General features: G+C 71.6%; 10 protein-coding genes. 2 read left to right on the top strand and 8 right to left on the bottom strand.

Annotated features, from left to right (window positions below; all coding sequences use genetic code 11):
• The 8 genes from IF29_RS0140495 to IF29_RS0140530 all read right to left on the bottom strand — a co-directional run.
• Window positions 1-252 (bottom strand): flavodoxin-dependent (E)-4-hydroxy-3-methylbut-2-enyl-diphosphate synthase (locus tag IF29_RS0140495; RefSeq protein ID WP_030265801.1); only part of this gene is annotated, 252 nt, incomplete at its 3' end.
• 168 nt (window positions 253-420) lie between these two features.
• Window positions 421-1,728 (bottom strand): M50 family metallopeptidase, encoded by a 1,308-nt coding sequence (locus IF29_RS0140500; RefSeq protein ID WP_030267301.1) that lies wholly within the window; start codon window positions 1,726-1,728, stop codon window positions 421-423.
• Entirely contained in the window at window positions 1,725-2,969 is a 1,245-nt protein-coding gene (dxr, locus tag IF29_RS0140505; RefSeq protein WP_030267303.1) for a 1-deoxy-D-xylulose-5-phosphate reductoisomerase, read from the bottom strand. The genes IF29_RS0140500 and dxr overlap by 4 nt, the downstream gene beginning before the upstream one ends.
• Window positions 2,970-3,073: 104 nt before the next feature.
• Entirely contained in the window at window positions 3,074-5,521 is a 2,448-nt protein-coding gene (locus IF29_RS0140510) for a S53 family peptidase (RefSeq protein WP_084715552.1), read from the bottom strand.
• A gap of 189 nt (window positions 5,522-5,710) precedes the next feature.
• Entirely contained in the window at window positions 5,711-7,672 is a 1,962-nt protein-coding gene (locus tag IF29_RS0140515) for an acyl-CoA dehydrogenase family protein (RefSeq protein WP_030267309.1), read from the bottom strand.
• A 275-nt stretch (window positions 7,673-7,947) separates the two neighbouring features.
• A complete protein-coding gene (locus IF29_RS0140520; protein ID WP_030267313.1) occupies window positions 7,948-9,393 on the bottom strand; it encodes an aldehyde dehydrogenase family protein in 1,446 nt (481 codons plus the stop codon).
• Between the two features lie 198 nt (window positions 9,394-9,591).
• Entirely contained in the window at window positions 9,592-11,154 is a 1,563-nt protein-coding gene (locus IF29_RS0140525; RefSeq protein WP_051726681.1) for a PucR family transcriptional regulator, read from the bottom strand.
• A 133-nt stretch (window positions 11,155-11,287) separates the two neighbouring features.
• Window positions 11,288-13,423, bottom strand: coding sequence for a hypothetical protein (locus tag IF29_RS0140530; protein ID WP_051726682.1), 2,136 nt, complete (start codon window positions 13,421-13,423; stop codon window positions 11,288-11,290).
• Window positions 13,424-13,668: 245 nt separating this feature from the next.
• Here IF29_RS0140530 and gabT point away from each other — a divergent pair, with 245 nt between their 5' ends.
• Window positions 13,669-15,039, top strand: a complete 1,371-nt coding sequence (gene gabT, locus IF29_RS0140535) for a 4-aminobutyrate--2-oxoglutarate transaminase (RefSeq protein ID WP_030267321.1) — start codon at window positions 13,669-13,671, stop codon at window positions 15,037-15,039.
• Between the two features lie 353 nt (window positions 15,040-15,392).
• A complete protein-coding gene (locus tag IF29_RS0140540; protein WP_198037691.1) occupies window positions 15,393-16,040 on the top strand; it encodes a phosphatase PAP2 family protein in 648 nt (215 codons plus the stop codon).
• The last annotated feature ends 704 nt before the right edge of the window (window positions 16,041-16,744 follow it).

Raw genomic sequence — 16,744 nt, forward strand, 5'->3', positions numbered from 1 at the left:
GGTCGCCAACGCATCCGCATCGTCCTGCGACGGACACGCCACCCGCACGATCTGGCACCCCGACGCCGTCAGCTCCGCGATCTGCTGCAACGTCGCATTGACATCCGAGGTCAGCGTCGTGGTCATCGACTGCACCGACACCGGCGCGTCACCACCGACCGCCACGCTCCCCACCATGATCTGACGACTCTTGCGCCGCACGGCAAGCGGCTTGAGCGGCGTGGACGGCATTCCGAGCGAGATCGCGGTCATCTCTGGCTAAGTCCCCAAGGTGAGGTGGCGGCCCGACCGGAACTCCCGGTGGTCCAGGAGGCTGGAGCTGCTCCCAGCTCTCCCGGACCAACCGTACGCCACAGTGCCGACCTGCCTCACATCCCGATCGGCGCCGCAACCGGAGGTTCTCCCGGAGTTTCCACGGCGTCAGCCGATCTGCACCGGATTCACCACGTCGGCGATCATCACCAGCACGGTGAAGCACAGGAAGACCCCGGCCACCACGTACGCCACCGGCATCAGCTTGGCGACGTCGAAGTGGCCCGGGTCCGGACGGCGGAACAGCCGGGCCATCCGGCGGCGGAAGGACTCCCACAGGGCGCCGGCGATGTGGCCGCCATCCAGCGGGAGCAGCGGCAGCATGTTGAGCAGGAAGAGCGAGAGGTTCAGCCCGGCCAGCAGCTGCACCTCGAAGGCGAACCGGTCGATCAGCGGCGCCTTCATCGCGAACGCCTCACCGCCCACCCGGGCCACGCCGACGACCCCGACCGGGGAGTCGGTGGCACGGGGGGCTCCGTCGAAGGCGGAGTCCCAGAGCGCGGGGATCTTGGACGGCAGGGCCAGCACGGAGTGCACCCCGGTCTTGGCCATGTCGTACATCTGGCTCATGCTGTCGCCGAAGCTCAGCGGGACCGTGGTGGTCACCGGGGAGAGCCCGACGAAGCCGGCCTTGGTGGTCTTGCTGGTCGGGTTCCCGTTGGCGTCGTCGACGTAGACGGTGTTCTCGACCGGGGTGACCTTCAGCGTGTGCTGGGTGCCGTTGCGCTCGACGACCACCGGGATCGTGACACCGGGAGCGGACTTGCGGATGTCGCTCTGCAGCTGGTCGTAGCTGCTGATCGCGTCGCCGTTGTAGGAGACGACCTTGTCACCCGGCTTGATCCCGGCCGCGGCGGCCGGCGACGCCTTGGCCCCGGTCGGGCAGGTGTCGGTGGTGGCGCTGCCCTGGGCCAGGACGCAGGCGCTGACGTAGCTCACCGTCGGCACGGCCTTGGCCATCCCGAAGCCCATGAACAGCGCCAGGAACAGCCCGAAGGCCAGGACCAGGTTCATGAACGGCCCGGCGAACATCACGATGACCTTCTGCCAGGGCTTCCTGGTGTAGAAGAGCCTGGTCTCGTCCCCGGGCAGGATCTCCTCGTAGGACTGCTCGCGGGCGTCCTCGATCATGCTCCGCCAGGGAGAGGTGCTGCGGGCGGTGACCTTGCCGTCCTTGCCCGGAGGGAACATCCCGATCATGCGGATGTAGCCGCCGAGCGGGATCGCCTTGATGCCGTACTCGGTGTCGCCCTTCTTGCGGGACCAGATGGTCGGGCCGAAGCCGACCATGTACTGCGGCACCCGGATCTTGAAGACCTTGGCCCAGGTGAGGTGCCCCAGCTCGTGCCAGGCGATCGAGACCAGCAGGCCGAACGCGAAGATGGCGATGCCGAGGATGGTCATGAGTGCCGTCATCGGCCACCTGCCTTCTTGATGTGGTCCTGTGCGGTGCCGCGGGCCCAGGTCTCCGCAGCCAGGACGTCCGCGAGGGTCAGCGCGGTTCCCGGACTCGGCCGACCGTGCTCGGCGACCACCTTCGCCACCGTATCCACGATGCCTGTGAACGGCAGCCGGCCGTCGAGGAAGGCGTCGACGCACTCCTCGTTGGCGGCGTTGAACACCGCCGGGGCGGTCCCGCCCAGCGCGCCGACGTGCCTGGCCAGCCCGACGGACGGGAAGGCCTCGGTGTCCAGCGGGAAGAACGTCCAGGTGGCGGCCTTGGTCCAGTCGCATCCCGGCGCGGCGTCGGGGACCCGGTCCGGCCAGCCGAGGCCCAGCGAGATCGGCATCCGCATGTCCGGGGGGCTGGCCTGGGCCAGCGTGGAACCGTCGGTGAACTCCACCATCGAGTGAATGACCGACTGCGGGTGGACCACGACCTCGATCTGCTCGAACGGGATGTCGTAGAGCAGATGGGCCTCGATCACCTCCAGGCCCTTGTTGACCAGGGTGGCCGAGTTCACGGTGATCACCGGGCCCATGTCCCAGTTGGGGTGGTTGAGCGCCTGCTCCCGGGTGACCCCGGCCAGCTGCTCGCGGCTCCAGCCCCGGAACGGGCCGCCGCTGGCGGTGACCACCAGCTTGCGGACCTCGCGCCGGGCCCCGCCCATCAGCCCCTGGAACAGCGCCGTGTGCTCGGAGTCCACCGGGACGATCTGGCCGGGCTTGGCGACCGCCTTGACCAGCGGACCGCCGACGATCAGCGACTCCTTGTTGGCCAGCACCAGCACCCGGCCGGCCTCCAGCGCGGCCAGGGTCGGGGCGAGGCCGATGGACCCGGTGATGCCGTTGAGCACCGAATGGCACTCGGTCCCGGCCAACTCGGTCGCAGCGTCGGGCCCGGTCAGGATCTCCGGGAGTTCCTGACCGGGCTCCGCCCCGGCCGCCAGCGCCGCGCGCAGCTCCGGCTCCGCCTCGGCCCGCGCCAGCGCGACCTTCCGTACCCCGAGCCGCAGCGCCTGCTCTGCGAGCAGGCCGACCCGGCCGCCTGCGGCAGACAGGCCGACCACCCGGAAGCGGTCGGGGTTGCGCAGCACCACGTCGATGGCCTGGGTCCCGATGGAGCCGGTGGATCCGAGGATCACCAGTTCCCGGGGGCCTTCGGGGTCGGCGACGACGGGGACGAAGCGCAGGTGCGGATCGGCGAGAGAGTCCATGCCGACCATTGTGGACTGCCGAGCCGACAGCGGAGCGTCAGGTCCCGTTCGGATGGTCCTTACTCCATCCGTCGGGGAGCGACCCCCCGATCCCCCACGAGCGGTCAGGTCCCGTTCGGATGGTCCTTGAACCAGGTGAGGAACGACCCCGTGGGGCTGCCGAGGCCGGTGACGTCGTCGTAGCCCTTGGCGGTCTTCAGCGAGGAGTCCTTGTTCAGCGCGACCAGCAGCAGCGTCCCGCTGTCGTTCTGGGCGAGGAAGCTGGGCTCGTGGCCGTCCACCGGGTTCGGCACCACGTCGTGGAACTGCGAGGTCCCGTTGAGGTGGTAAAGCACCGGGTTGGCGAAGCCGAGCGGACTGCCCGAGCTCTGCACCGCCAGCGCCTCCATCGCGGAGAACAGCGGCGAGGCCAGGCTGGTGCCGCCGACCGCCTCCTCGCTGTACTTGCCGCCGGTCATGGTGAAGTTCACCCCGCCGTCGGCCGCGGTGGTGGCGGTGACCTTGCCGGTGGTCTGGCCGACAGTCAGACCCGTCAGCGGGTCGGCCAGCATCGAGACGTCGGGCTCCTCGCGGTTGACCTTGCCGGTGGCCGCGGTGGCCAGGCTGTCCGGCACCACGCCCTTCTGGTAGGACGGCTGCGAGAAGTAGACGGAGTTGCCGCCACCGCCGCCGCCCTGGAACTTGCCGGCCGAGGTGTCCCAGCTGCTCCCGCTCTGCGGGTAGGCCACGTCGCCCCAGCCGGTCTCCCACTCGTACTGGCCCTGAGCTCCTATCCCCAGCGAGGTGCCGCCGACCCCGGTGACGAAGGGGTCGCCGGAGGGGTACGAGGCGGTCGGGCTGCTGGTGGCGTTGGAGGCCTGGGTGTAGTCGCCGTCGTCGCCGGTGGAGAAGTTGAAGGTGATGCCCTCGGCGGCCGCCTGCTGGAAGATCTGCTCACCGGCCTGGATGTCGTTGGTGTCACCGGTGCCCTCGGGGCTGCCCCAGGAGTTGGTGACGATGTCCGCGGTCCGGCCGCTGACGATCTGCTGGAAGGCGTTGAAGAACTCCGCGTCGTCGGGCTTGCGGGCGGCGTAGTAGACGATCTTGGCATCGGGGGCGACGGCGTGCACCGCCTCGATGTCCAACGTCTCCTCGCCCCACCAGCCGGAGGCCAGGTCGGCGGTGCTGGCCGCGTCGTAGGAGGCCGGCACGACCTGCTTGAACTGGTCCGAGCCGAGCTGCGGCAGGCCGTTCTCGGAGGACCAGCGGTTGACGTCCTGAACGATCGTCGGCGAGGCGTAGGCGTCGACGACCGCGATGGTGACGCCCTTGCCGGTGAGGTTGCTGCCGGTGATGCCGTAGGCGCTGCGCAGCTGGGAGACCGTGTAGCCGCACAGCAGCTGGGTCGGCTTGCTGCCGTCCGGCGCGACCGTGTCGGCGCCGGTGGCCACCCGCTGGCCGTAGTAGCTGCTGCAGTTGGCGCTGCTGCCGGCCGCGGTGCGCAGCTTCGGCGCGTCGACCGGGCTGGAGGTGGTGAGACCGGTGACGCTGGACACGTAGTCACCGACGTTGGACGGGTACTTCGGCTGCCCGGTCGGGGCCAGGTCGGTCCGTCCGGCGTGCTTGAAGCGGTCGATCTTGATGCTGAGGGTCTTCTCCACCTCGGCGATGGTGGTGGAGACGTTGATCGACTGGGCGGTCTGCGACAGCACCTTCATACCGGCCTGCTGGACCCACTGGGTGACCGCCTGGCTGGCGTCGGCGTGGTTGGCGAAGGTCGAGTTGAAGTCCGAGGGCGAGAGGAACTTGTGGTACTTGGAGTTCCCCGGGGTGCCGACCTCGGTGGCGTAGGTGGCGAGGTTCTCCGGGCTGGACTTGGCGAACCAGACGGTACCGGTGACCACGGTGTTCGGGTCGGCGTGGCCGATGTCATTGGCCGGCACCGCCCACTTCGGCGGCACCCAGGAGGTGCCGTCGGCGGAGGTCCCGTCGGCGCTGGAGCCGCCACTGTTCTTGTTGCTCTTGCTGCCGTTGGAGGCCACCACGGCGCTCACCCCGGCGACCAGGACCAGGGCGGTGATCGAGGCGATCAGCACGCCCTTCCGGGACCGGCGCGGACCGCCCCCGCCGCCACCACTGCCGCCGACGGGCCCGGAGGGGCCGCCCGGTCCTCCCGGGCCGCCGGGGCCACCGCCGTAGGGCGGCTGCTGGGGCGGCAGCGGAGGCTGCGGAGGCTGGCCGTACGGGTTCTGCGGCGGCTGCTGACCGTAGGGGTTCGGCGGCTGCTGCGGCTGGCCGTAGGGGTTCTGCGGCTGTGGCTGCTGCGGAGGCTGCGGGCGCCCATAGGGATTCGGCTGCTGCGGCGGTTGTTGCGGCCGGCCGTACGGGTTGGGGGGTTGCTGCGGCGGTGGCGGTTGCTGCGGCCTGCCGTAGGGGTTCGGGTTGGGCTGCTGCGGCTGCTGCGGTGGCGGGGGCTGCCGACCGTACGGGTTCTGCGGCTGCTGCGGACGCCCGTAGGGGTTCTGCGGCTGCTGGGGGTTCTGCGGATTCTGCCCGTAGGGCGGGTAGCTCACCTGAGGGACCTGTCTGCTCGGAGATGTGTCTGCCGGGAGCCGCCCACTTCCGCCGGATCCGCTGACGCGGCCTCAGACGCGGCGTACGGGCCCCCGGTGTCATGTCTCCATCCGTCGTACGCCTGCGCGCATCGTACCGAGGCGGGGCGACCCCCAAAACCGCCAGGGTCGCCCCGCCCTGATGACGCTTCAGCGGACCGTCCGGTGCACATTGTCCCGCTGCGAGGGGCCTGGGGTGGAGTCGGCGATCCAGGGTCCCTCGCCCGAGGGATCGAGGATTCCCTGCTCCAGCCAGGTGTAGCGGCCGCCGACCACCTGGCGGGCGACCTTCCGGTCCAGGCCGTCGGTGTTGGTCCAGAGCCGGGCGAACAACTCGTCGACCCGGATCCGGGACTGACGGCAGAACAGCTCGGCGAGCTCGTACGCCGCCCGCCCCTGCTCCGCGTCACCCGCCGCACCGGCCGTCGTACGCAGCATCTCCGCCCGGACGCACACCGCGCTCATCGCGAAGAGTTCGGCACCGATGTCGACGATCCGCCCGAGGAAGCCCTGCTTGGTCTCCATCCGGCCCTGCCAGCGGGACATCGCGTAGAAGGTGGAGCGCGCCAGCTTGCGCGCGGAGCGCTCGACGAAGCGCAACTGCCCGGACAGGTCCGGATATCCCCCTTCCGGGTGGAACTCCCGGTAGGAGGTCGGCAGCTGGCCGGGGCCGGCGGCCAGCTTGGGCAGCCAGCCGGCGTAGAAGGCACCGGCCCTGGCCGCGGCGCGGCCCTTGCGCCTGAGGTCGGCCTCCGGCTCGATCAGGTCGCCGGCGACCTTGAGGTGGGCGTCCACCGCTTCCCTGGCGATCAGCAGGTGCATGATCTCGCTGGAGCCCTCGAAGATCCGGTTGATCCGCATGTCCCGCAGCACCTGCTCGGCCGGGACCGCCCGCTCACCGCGGGCGGCCAGCGACTCGGCCGTCTCGTAGCCGCGTCCGCCGCGGATCTGCACCAGCTCGTCGGCGATCCGCCAGCCCATCTCGGAGCCGTAGAGCTTGGCCAGCGCGGCCTCGATCCTGATGTCGTTGCGGTCCTCGTCCGCCATCTGGCTGGACAGGTCCAGCACCGCCTCCAGGGCGAAGGCGGTCGCCGCGATGAAGGAGATCTTCCCGGCGACGGCCTCGTGCTCGGCGATGGGCTTGCCCCACTGCTCGCGGGCCGCGGACCACTCGCGGGCGATCTTCAGACACCACTTGCCGGTACCCGCGCACATCGCCGGCAGCGAGAGCCGCCCGGTGTTCAGCGTGGTGAGCGCGATCTTCAGGCCGGCGCCCTCGGGACCGATCCGGTTCTCGGCGGGCACCCGCACCTGGTGGAAGCGGGTGACCCCGTTCTCCAGGCCGCGCAGGCCCATGAAGGCGTTGCGGTTCTCGACCGTGATGCCCGGTGAGCCGGCCTCGACCACGAAGGCGGTGATCCCGCCCTTGTGCCCCTCGCTCCTGGGCACCCGGGCCATGACCACCAGCAGGTCGGCGACCACTCCGTTGGTGGTCCACAGCTTCACGCCGTCCAGGACGTAGGACCCGCCGTCCTCGCTGGGGACCGCCGCCGTCGCCAGCCGGGCCGGGTCGCTGCCCACGTCCGGCTCGGTGAGCAGGAAGGCGGTGATGTCGGTGCGGGCGCAGCGCGGCAGGAAGCGCTGCTTCTGCTCCGCGGTGCCGAACTGCTTCAGCGGTTGCGGCACGCCGATGGACTGGTGCGCGGAGACCAGCGCGCTGATGGCCGGGCTGACGCTGCCGAGCAGCACCAGGGCGCGGTTGTAGTACACCTGGGTGAGGCCGAGACCGTCGTACTCGGTGTCGATCTTCATCCCGAAGACCCCGAGCTCCTGCAGGCCCCGGATCACCTCGTCCGGGATGGTCGCCTCGCGCTCGATCAGCGCGCCGTCGATCTTCGTCCCGCAGAAGGCGCTCAGCCTGGCCAGGAACGCCTCACCCACCCGCACCGACTCCTCGTCGGGGAGCGGGTGCGGGTGGATGAGGTCCAGCCGGAAGCGGCCGAGGAACAGCTCCTTGGCGAAGCTGGGCTTGCGCCAGTCCTGCTCGCGCGCCTCCTCGGCGACGCGCCGCGCCTCGCGCTCGGTGACCTTGGGGACCTCGGGTGTGGACATCGCGTACCACCTCGCAGCGGGTTACCGGCCAGTGCTACCAGACCGTACGCTGCGTCACCGACAGATCACCAGAGGTAAGACCCGATCGGGCCCGGGACGCCGCCCGGCGTCAGAGCGCCAACCCCGTCAGCACCATCTGCAACCCTCGGGGCGCGACGCCCCGTACCCCTGCGAAACCCGAGCCACCCGGCGTCAGAGCGCCAGTCCCGTCAGCACCATCTGCAACCCTCAGGGCGCGACACCCCGTACCCCTGCGAAACCCGAGCCACCCGGCGTCAGAGCGCCAGTCCCGTCAGCACCATGACGCGCTCGTAGGTGTAGTCGGCCATGGCGTAGGCCACACCCTCGCGCCCGACGCCGGAGTCCTTGACCCCGCCGTACGGCATCTGGTCGGCGCGGTAGGAGGGGGCGTCGCCGATGATCACGCCGCCGACCTCCAGCTCGCGGTGGGCCCGGAACGCCGTCTGCACGTCGTGCGTGAACACGCCCGCCTGCAGGCCGAACTTGGAGTCGTTGACCAGGGCGAACGCCTCGTCGGTGGTGGCCGCCGAGGTAAGCGTCAGCACCGGGCCGAAGACCTCCTCGGTGGCCAGGGTGACCCCGGCCGGGACGCCCGCGAGCACGGTCGGCGCATAGCTCGCGCCCTCCCGCTTGCCGCCGGTGAGCAGTTGCGCGCCCGCGGCCACGGCCTCGTCCACCCAGGACTCGACCCGCTTGGCGGCGTCCTCGTTGACCAGCGGACCGACGTCCACCGAGTCGTCCGAGGGGTCGCCGGTCACCTGGGCACCGACCTTGGCGACGACCTTCTCGACCAGGCGGTCGAAGACGCTCGCGTCGGCGATGACCCGCTGCACCGAGATGCAGGACTGGCCGCCCTGGTAGTTGGCGAAGGTGGCGATCCGGGTCGCGGCCCACTCCAGGTCCGCCTCACTGGACCAGTCGGCCAGGACCACGGCGGCGGCGTTGCCGCCCAGCTCCAGGGTGACGTGCTTGCGCGGTACCGAGTCCATGATCTGGTAACCGACCTTGTCGGAGCCGGTGAAGGAGATCACCGGCAGCCGCGGGTCCTGCACCAGCGCCGGCATCCGGTCGTTGGAGACCGGCAGCACGCTCCAGGAACCGGCCGGAAGGTCCGTCTCGGCCAGGATCTCGCCCAGCACCAGCGCGGAGAGCGGGGTGGCCGGGGCCGGCTTGAGGATGATCGGGGCGCCGACCGCGATGGCCGGGGCGACCTTGTGCGCCACCAGGTTCAACGGGAAGTTGAAGGGCGCGATGCCGAGGACCGGCCCGCGGACGAAGCGGCGGGTGATCGCCAGCCGGCCGGTGCCGCCCGCGTCGGTGTCCAGGCGCTGGCCCTCACCACTGTTGAAGCGGCGGGCCTCCTCCGCGGCCCAGCGGAACACCGAGGCGGCGCGGCCGATCTCGCCGCGGGCCCACTTGATCGGCTTGCCGTTCTCGGCGGTGATCAGCCGGGCCAGTTCCTCGGTGCGCTCGCCCAGCCGGCGCGCCACGTGGTCCAGCGCCGCCGCCCGCACGTAGGCGGGGGTCGCGGCGAACTCGTCCTGCACCGCCACGGCCGCGGCGACGGCCTCCTCGACCTGGGCCTCGGTGGGGATGCTGACGGTACCGACCAGGCTGCCGTCCCACGGGTGGTGCACCTCGAAGGACTCCGTGCCGCTCTCCTGCCGACCGGCCAGCCAGAATGCGTGGGTGCTGGTCACCGAGGTCACCGGACCTTTCCTCTGCTACTACCTGCTGTGCGGATGTCTGCCTCCACGGTAGGGCCGGGCGGCACGGCCGCCGCTTGTCCGCAACGGAGCACTGCGGCACCCGGTCCGTACGTACTGGAGTGGGACGGACCGGGGCCGGGACTGCGTCGGTCCGTCGCGCTCACCGCTGCCGTCGCGTCTGCCCGCGCCTCAGCCCTTGCCGCGGGCGCGCAGGGCCAGCCACAGCTCCATTCGGACGTCGGTGTCGTCCAGCGAGCGGCCGAGCAGTTCCTCGACCCGGCGCATCCGGTAGCGCAGGGTGTGCCGGTGCACGCCGAGGTCGGCCGCGGCGGCGTCCCACTGCCCGTGGTGCGAGAGCCAGGCCTGCAGGCTGGCCTCCAGGTCGCCGCGGGCGGTGAGGTCGTGCTCGCGCAGCGGGCGCAGCAGGGCGTCGGCGAAGGCCAGCACCGCCTCGTCGGCCAGCAGCGGCAACATCGAACCGGTGCCCACCTCGTCGTGGTCGACGGTGCGCCGCCCGCTGCGCAGGGCCACCGCCAGTGCCCGCTCGGCCTGCGTGTACCCGGCTCCGGCCGCCTCGGGGGTGGTCGGCGCGGAGATGCCGACGAACAGCCCTTCCAGGTCCTGAGCCGCGGCGACGCAGTCGGTGTGGACCCTGCCGCCGTCCAGGGCCAGCAGGACCAGCCGGTCGCCCTCGGGAGCCAGCAGCACCGGCTCACCCGAACGGGTGGCGGACTGCTCGGCGACGTCACCGAGGAAGTCCAGCGGCTCGCCCTCGGCCAGCAGCACCCGCACCGGTCCCTCCGGCAGCCCGCCCAGCAGCGGCTCGGCGACGGCTCTGGCCGTGGCCGTCTCGCCGGCCAGCACCAGCCGCAGCAGCGCCGTCCGCATCCGCTCGGCCGAGCGGCGCAGGTCGCGGGAGCGTTCCAGGGTCAGCGTGAGCAGCGCCACCGCGGCGTTGAGGACATAGCGCTCGGTGGGGGTGAGCCGGTCCTCGGTGCCCACCGCGAGGAAGCCCCGGGCCCGGCGGTCGGCGCCGAGCGACTGCAGGACCACGTAGTCCTGGTCCTTCTGCTCGTTCTGCAGCGCCGCGCTGGAGGGGGCCGGACGGCTCCGCAGCCGCTCGACCTCCGGCCGCAGCGCGCGCGCCCGGCGCGCGGCCCAGTCGGGCGCCGCCACCAGCACGGTCCCCGAGGCGTCGTACAGCGCCGCCCAGCCGCCGAGGCGGGCGGCCAGCCGGCGCACCAGCGCCGCGGTGCCGTCCTTGCCCAGCGCGGCCCGGGTCAGCTCCTCCTGCGCCTCGAAGCTCGTGGTCACCGCCTGGTACTGCTCGGCGGCGAGGGCGGCGGTGACGGCCTTGCTGATGGCGATGAAGGGAGTCGGCTGCGGGACCTCCAGCAGCGGCAGCTCGCGCTCGGCGGCCGCCTCGACCAGCGCGGCGGGCACCTCGTCGTAGGACAGCCCGACCCCGATGCCCAGTCCGGCGACGCCGGCATCGGCCAGCCGATGGACGTAGCGCCGCAGCTTCTCCTTGCCGCGCCCGAGCTTCAGGCCGGTGGTGAGCAGCAGCTCGCCGCCCTCCAGGAAGGGGACCGGATCGTCCAGCTCGCTGGTGTGCACCCAGCGCACCGGCCGCCCCAGCTGCTCGCCCCCGGCGAGCACGGTGAGGTGCAGCCCGGGTATCGCCACCAGCGACGCCAGTGTGACGGCGGTGGGGGTGCTCGGGGCGGCTGCTGTGGCGCTGTGCTCGGTCATGTCACCTTCGACGAGGTCCGCAACTGGCCGCCGGGGACAACGACCTCCCCCGATTCTGCCTCATCGTCACACAGGCTCGCTTACGAACGACCGTCGACGAGGACCCGGCGAAGCTGCGGCGGGCTACAGCGGGCTACTTCCGCAGGTCGACCAGCAGCGGCGGCACCGGCGTGCCGTCAACCGCCGTCAGCGAGAGCACCGCATGGCCGCCGGGAAGCACCTGCGCCAGTTCCGAGGGGGACCACCGCCTGCGCTCCACCCGCCGGGTGGTGACGCTCTCGGTCTGCGCCCGCTCGCCCGCCAGCACGGTGCGGATCGCCCGCCAGGTCCGCTTGAACATCCCGCCGGAGGTGTCCGGCGCACGGGTGATGTCCCGCTCGTCGACCCAGACCGTCCCCCAGGTCTCAGCGAACAGCGTGCCGTCCCAGGGCGCGAGGCCGGGGAAGGCCATCCGGCCGCCGACCGCGCCGAACAGCGGCGCGCGCAGGCCCTCCGGCAGGTCCGACAGGGTGCGCAGCAGCAGCACCGCGCCGGCGTGGGCGCCGCGCAGGCGCTGCAGGTCGCGGACGCTGTGGGTGTCGATCACGGCCGAGGCGTCGTCGACCACCAGACCAGCGAAGAGGGAACGGTCCTGCCTGGTACCCGCGGCATGGAGGAACTGGCCGACGGCGAGGCGGGCCAGGATCCGGGCGGCCTCGGGATGGGCGTGCTCCGGAAGCGCGATCCGGACCCGCAGCGGGTGGTCGAGGGCGTGCATGGCGAACAGCGGCAGCCCGGCGTCCCTGGGGACGCTCCCTGGCGCAGTCCGCTTCCCCGCGGGGTCGCCTGCGCCTCCGCCGGGTGCGGCGTTGAAGCAGCCGGCGAAGACCGGGCGGTCCAGCAGGCCGAGCCGGTCGGCCAGCAACCCGCCCGGGTCGTCGATCTGACCATGCATCCGCTCCCGCTGGGCCAGGTCGTACTGATGATCGGTCAGCTGCCCGGTCGCCCGCAGCTCCTCGCGCAGCCCGTTCCAGGCGTCGGCGTCGCCCCGCAGCAGCAGGCACAGCTCACGCAGCCCCGGCGGACGGCCATGGGCGGCCGCGAAGGGACCGACGACCTGCTGGAGCGCCTGGCGGGCGAGGGTGGCGCGGGGCGCCAGCTCCTCCGGGAGCAGCGCGTCCGCCAGCCGGGACGCGCCCTCCTCGGGGCGGCGGGCACCGCCGTACAGGTCGAGCCCGTAGCGGCCGCGCGAATCGCCGGGGGCCACCACCACGTCGTACCAGGAGTCCGGGCCGAGGTCGGCGTCCGCAGCGCCGACCACCACGACCACCGCGGTCCCGGCCAAGGCCTGGAGGCAGAGCGTCTCGGCCACCGGGCGGGCCAGCCTGACCGTCTTCCCGGTCCCGGACGGACCGACGGCGAGGAGCGAGGTTCCGAGCAGGGTCGGGTCCAGGGCAAGGTCGACGCCGCGGTAGGCCGGGGGGTTCTTCGGCACGTCCTCGGCGGTTCCCAGCCGGATCTGACGGAGCAGCAGGTCGTTGCCGGAGCCGCGGGCCGGCAGGTCACGCAATCCGGAGGGGTGGGCGCAGGCCGCCGAGCCGTGGTCGCGCACCGCGTCGAGCAGCGCGGCCAGACGGTCCGGGTAGTCGCGGACGCACTCCAGCGCACGGTTCAGCCGCTGGTGGTCCACGTCGTTCACCCGCCCGGACGCCGTCTCCTGCTCCAGCAGGGCCAGCCCACCGGGCTCCGCGACAGCGCGGAAGGCCCACCAGGGATCGACGGCCTGCGGCCGTCCGTCCGCCTGCGCGGGGATGACCGCCTTCTTCTCCGTGGCGACTACCGCCCGGCGCACCAGCGGACGCCCGTAGCGACGCCAGACCAGGGACCACCGACCCATCCGGCCGAAGACCTTGACCAGCAGCGCGATCTCCAACAGGTCCACCAGCCAGGTGGTGAAGGTGAGTCCGCCGCCGTCACCCACCTTGGGGACCACGAAGCCGCGGATCTCGACATTGACCAGGCTGCCCAGGTAGTAGAAGACCTCCCAGGCGACCACCAGGTTAAGCGCGGCCCGCAGCAGCAGTTGCCAGGCCGGGATCCCCGCGCCGTCCTCGTCCCGCTGCTCCTGCGGGGTCCGCGCTGCCGGGCCGAGCGCGTACATCCCGGGTGTGCCGGAGTGGCGGGGCGCCGAGAGCCAGCCGATCAGATCGAAGCCCCGGTGCGGGACCGGGTGATCGGGAATCCGGTCGGAAGTCTGTGGGTACGCCTGCGGCGCGCCGCCCAGTGCCATTGCAGTCCGCTCCCTCGCGCGCGCCCGCCAAGGCCCTCAATCTAGTGGACGACAGCCGCCGCGAGCAGAGGCACGACGGCAGGCAGGACGATGACCGGCCAGGAACGGCGATGTCCGGCCAGGACAACTCCCACCCCCGCACCACTCCCCCGCGGCGTATGCGACCCCCATCGTCCCGCCGTAGCCTGCCAGAGTACGAGGCGCGATCCGCGCCGAAGCCCCCATCACTCCCTGGGAGACCTCACATGAGCGCTGCTCCGTCCAGCGCCGGGCAGCTGCCCGGCGGCCCCTCGCTCCCCCAGGAGCGCCGCCTCGTCACCGCCGTCCCCGGCCCCAAGTCGCAGGAGCTGCAGGCCCGCAAGCTGGCCGCGGTCGCGGCGGGCGTCGGCACCACCCTCCCCGTCTACATCACCCGCGCGGGCGGCGGCGTGGTCGAGGACGTGGACGGCAACTCCCTGATCGACTTCGGTGCGGGCATCGCGGTCACCAACGTCGGCAACAGCGCCAAGGCCGTGGTGGAGCGCGCGGCGGCGCAGCTGGCCGCGTTCACCCACACCTGTTTCATGGTCACCCCCTACGAGGGCTACGTGGCCGTGGCCGAGCAGCTGAACGAGCTGACGCCGGGCGACCACGAGAAGCGCAGCGCGCTCTTCAACTCCGGCGCCGAGGCCGTCGAGAACGCGGTGAAGATCGCCCGCGCCTACACCAAGCGCACCGCGGTCGTCGTCTTCGACCACGGCTACCACGGCCGCACCAACCTCACCATGGGCATGACGGCGAAGAACATGCCGTACAAGCACGGCTTCGGCCCGTTCGCCCCCGAGGTCTACCGCGTCCCGGTCGCCTACCCGTACCGCTGGCTCACCGGTGCCGAGAACGCCGCAGCCGATGCCGCCGCCCAGGCCATCGACATGATCAGCAAGCAGATCGGCGCGGAGAACGTCGCCGCCATCGTGATCGAGCCGATCCTCGGCGAGGGCGGCTTCATCGAGCCGGCCAAGGGCTTCCTGCCGGCGATCGTCGAGTTCGCCAAGGCCAACGGCATCGTCTTCGTCGCGGACGAGATCCAGACCGGCTTCTGCCGCACCGGCCAGTGGTTCGCCTGTGAGGACGAGGGCATCGTCCCCGACCTGATCACCACCGCCAAGGGCATCGCGGGCGGCCTGCCGCTCGCCGCCGTCACCGGCCGCGCCGAGATCATGGACGCCGCCCACGCCGGCGGCCTCGGCGGCACCTACGGCGGCAACCCGGTCGCCTGCGCCGCCGCGCTCGGCTCGATCGAGACCATGAAGGAGCTCGACCTCAACGCCAAGGCCCAGGCCATCGGCGCGACGATGCTGCCGCGGCTGCGCGCCATGCAGGAGAAGTTCGACATCATCGGTGACGTCCGCGGCCGCGGTGCGATGATCGCCGTCGAGCTGGTCAAGCCGGGCAGCAAGGACCCCAACCCGGAGGCGACCGCCGCGCTCGCCAAGGCCTGCCACGCCGAGGGCCTGCTGGTCCTCACCGCCGGCACCTACGGCAACGTGCTGCGCTTCCTGCCGCCGCTGGTCATGCCGGAACACCTGCTCGCCGAGGGCCTGGACATCCTGGAGACGGCCTTCGCCGGGCTGTGAGTCGGCAGACCCGCCCCACCGTCGGCGTCCGCGGAGTGCTTTCCAAGCCATGGCGCAAAGCATGGCGTGAAGAAGGTGTGCGGACCTGATGGCGGGTGGGTGAGGCGTGGAGCCGCACCGACCCCAGTGACGTACTGTCATGACAGATGGAGAAGCAGCGCCCGTCGGTGACTGACCCTCACCGGCGACACACCGCCGAGGACACCACAGCGGACTCCGGTCCGCCACCCCTCAGCCGATCGACCGTTCGCCGAGCCCAAACCCCCCGGGCCACGCGGACCGGCGATCACCACAGCCACCCCGGGGCTCTCCCCCCTGCTCCGGGGTGGCTTCTCCATGCCCTGACATCGGCGGTGGCATCGGTGTGGTTCCCGATCTCCCTGCTCCTCGTCCTGGCCGTCACCACCGAACAGGTTGTCACCAAGGGGCCGCTGCTGAGCCTCGACACCTGGATCCGTGACCATGTGCTGAGGCTGGTCTCCGAGAACCCCTACCCGATCCTGGACCGGCTGGCGGAACACTGGTCCGACATGGGGGACACCAGGGCAGCAGCCCCAGCGCTGATCGTGGCCACCCTGGCAGCAGCGACCCGGACCCGGTCGTGGAAACCGGTGCTGATCTCGGTACTGGCGGGGACGGCCCTCTTCTCCACCGTCATCCCCGGCAAAATCATCATCGGCCGCCCCGGCCCGGAAGGCGCACCGGTCCTCCCCGGCCAGTGGGGCTGGTTCCCCTCGGGCCACACCAGCACCGCGGGGATCTGCTACGGCACCGCAGCCTGGCTGATCGGCATCTGCTTCCTCGCCGCCCGACCTCACCTGCGCAGAACCCTCTACGCAGCGACGGTCGCCTTCTGCGTCGGCGTGGGCGTGTCCCTGATCTGGCGCGACTACCACTGGTTCCTGGACGTCGTCGCCGGCTGGTGCCTCACCAGCCTCACCCTCTGGTCCCTCGCCCGCTGGGCACCCCGCCCGACAGGTCGGCGCGGAGGGACCGGGTAGGTCGGGGAAGCTCGGGGCGGCTGGTGGTGCGGAATCCGCCTTGCTGCCGAGCCCCCGTCTTGTGGCCGGGTTACCGGTGCGTGTTCGCTCCCGGTGATCCGCCATCACTTCCATGGGGCGCGTTGGTGTGTTGGTGGCTGGGGTGGCTCGCTCCGCTCGCGGCCAACTACGAGGAGCCGGGGGCGGGTAGGGGTTCGTTGCCGGGCAGCGGGTGGGTGCGGGGTGGGGCGTGCAGAAACGGTTCTGCGGCCGGGTCTTGGACTGAACCGGGGTCACTTTCGGGACAAGGTGTCACTTGATCATGCCGCAATGCCCTAATTGACCCGGTCTTGGCGTACCAAAAGTGACCCGACGTACGAGAATCGACCCCGGTTCACGCGAGGCCCGGCGGCAGAACCGTTTCTGCACACCCGCACCCGGCAACGGCGCCCGGCACCGGCCCCGCTCCCCCGCTGTAGTTGGCCCGCGAGGCGGAGCCGAGCAACAGCAACAAGCCACGAGCGTGCCATTCGGCATCGGTGGCGCCATGTAAGCCACCCACAGCAGCCGCCCCACCAACGACGGCCGGCCTCCCCAGCCCACTTCCGGCGCTGGTGCGGGAATGCAGAAAAGCCCCCTGACCGGTGGTCAGGGGGCTTCCTGTTAATGGTTGTTCGGCGGCGTCCTACTCTCCCACAGGGTCCCCCCTGCAGTACCATCGGCGC

The sequence above is a fragment of the Streptacidiphilus jeojiense genome, assembly GCF_000719095.1.
Classification (GTDB): domain Bacteria; phylum Actinomycetota; class Actinomycetes; order Streptomycetales; family Streptomycetaceae; genus Streptacidiphilus; species Streptacidiphilus jeojiensis.

Excerpts from the sequence above, each read along its gene's own strand:
- IF29_RS0140500 (WP_030267301.1), bottom strand. The coding sequence starts at position 1,728 with ATGACGGCACTCATGACCATCCTCGGCATCGCCATCTTCGCGTTCGGC.
- dxr (WP_030267303.1), bottom strand. The coding sequence starts at position 2,969 with ATGGACTCTCTCGCCGATCCGCACCTGCGCTTCGTCCCCGTCGTCGCC.
- IF29_RS0140515 (WP_030267309.1), bottom strand. The coding sequence starts at position 7,672 with ATGTCCACACCCGAGGTCCCCAAGGTCACCGAGCGCGAGGCGCGGCGC.
- IF29_RS0140525 (WP_051726681.1), bottom strand. The coding sequence starts at position 11,154 with ATGACCGAGCACAGCGCCACAGCAGCCGCCCCGAGCACCCCCACCGCC.
- IF29_RS0140530 (WP_051726682.1), bottom strand. The coding sequence starts at position 13,423 with ATGGCACTGGGCGGCGCGCCGCAGGCGTACCCACAGACTTCCGACCGG.
- gabT (WP_030267321.1), top strand. The coding sequence starts at position 13,669 with ATGAGCGCTGCTCCGTCCAGCGCCGGGCAGCTGCCCGGCGGCCCCTCG.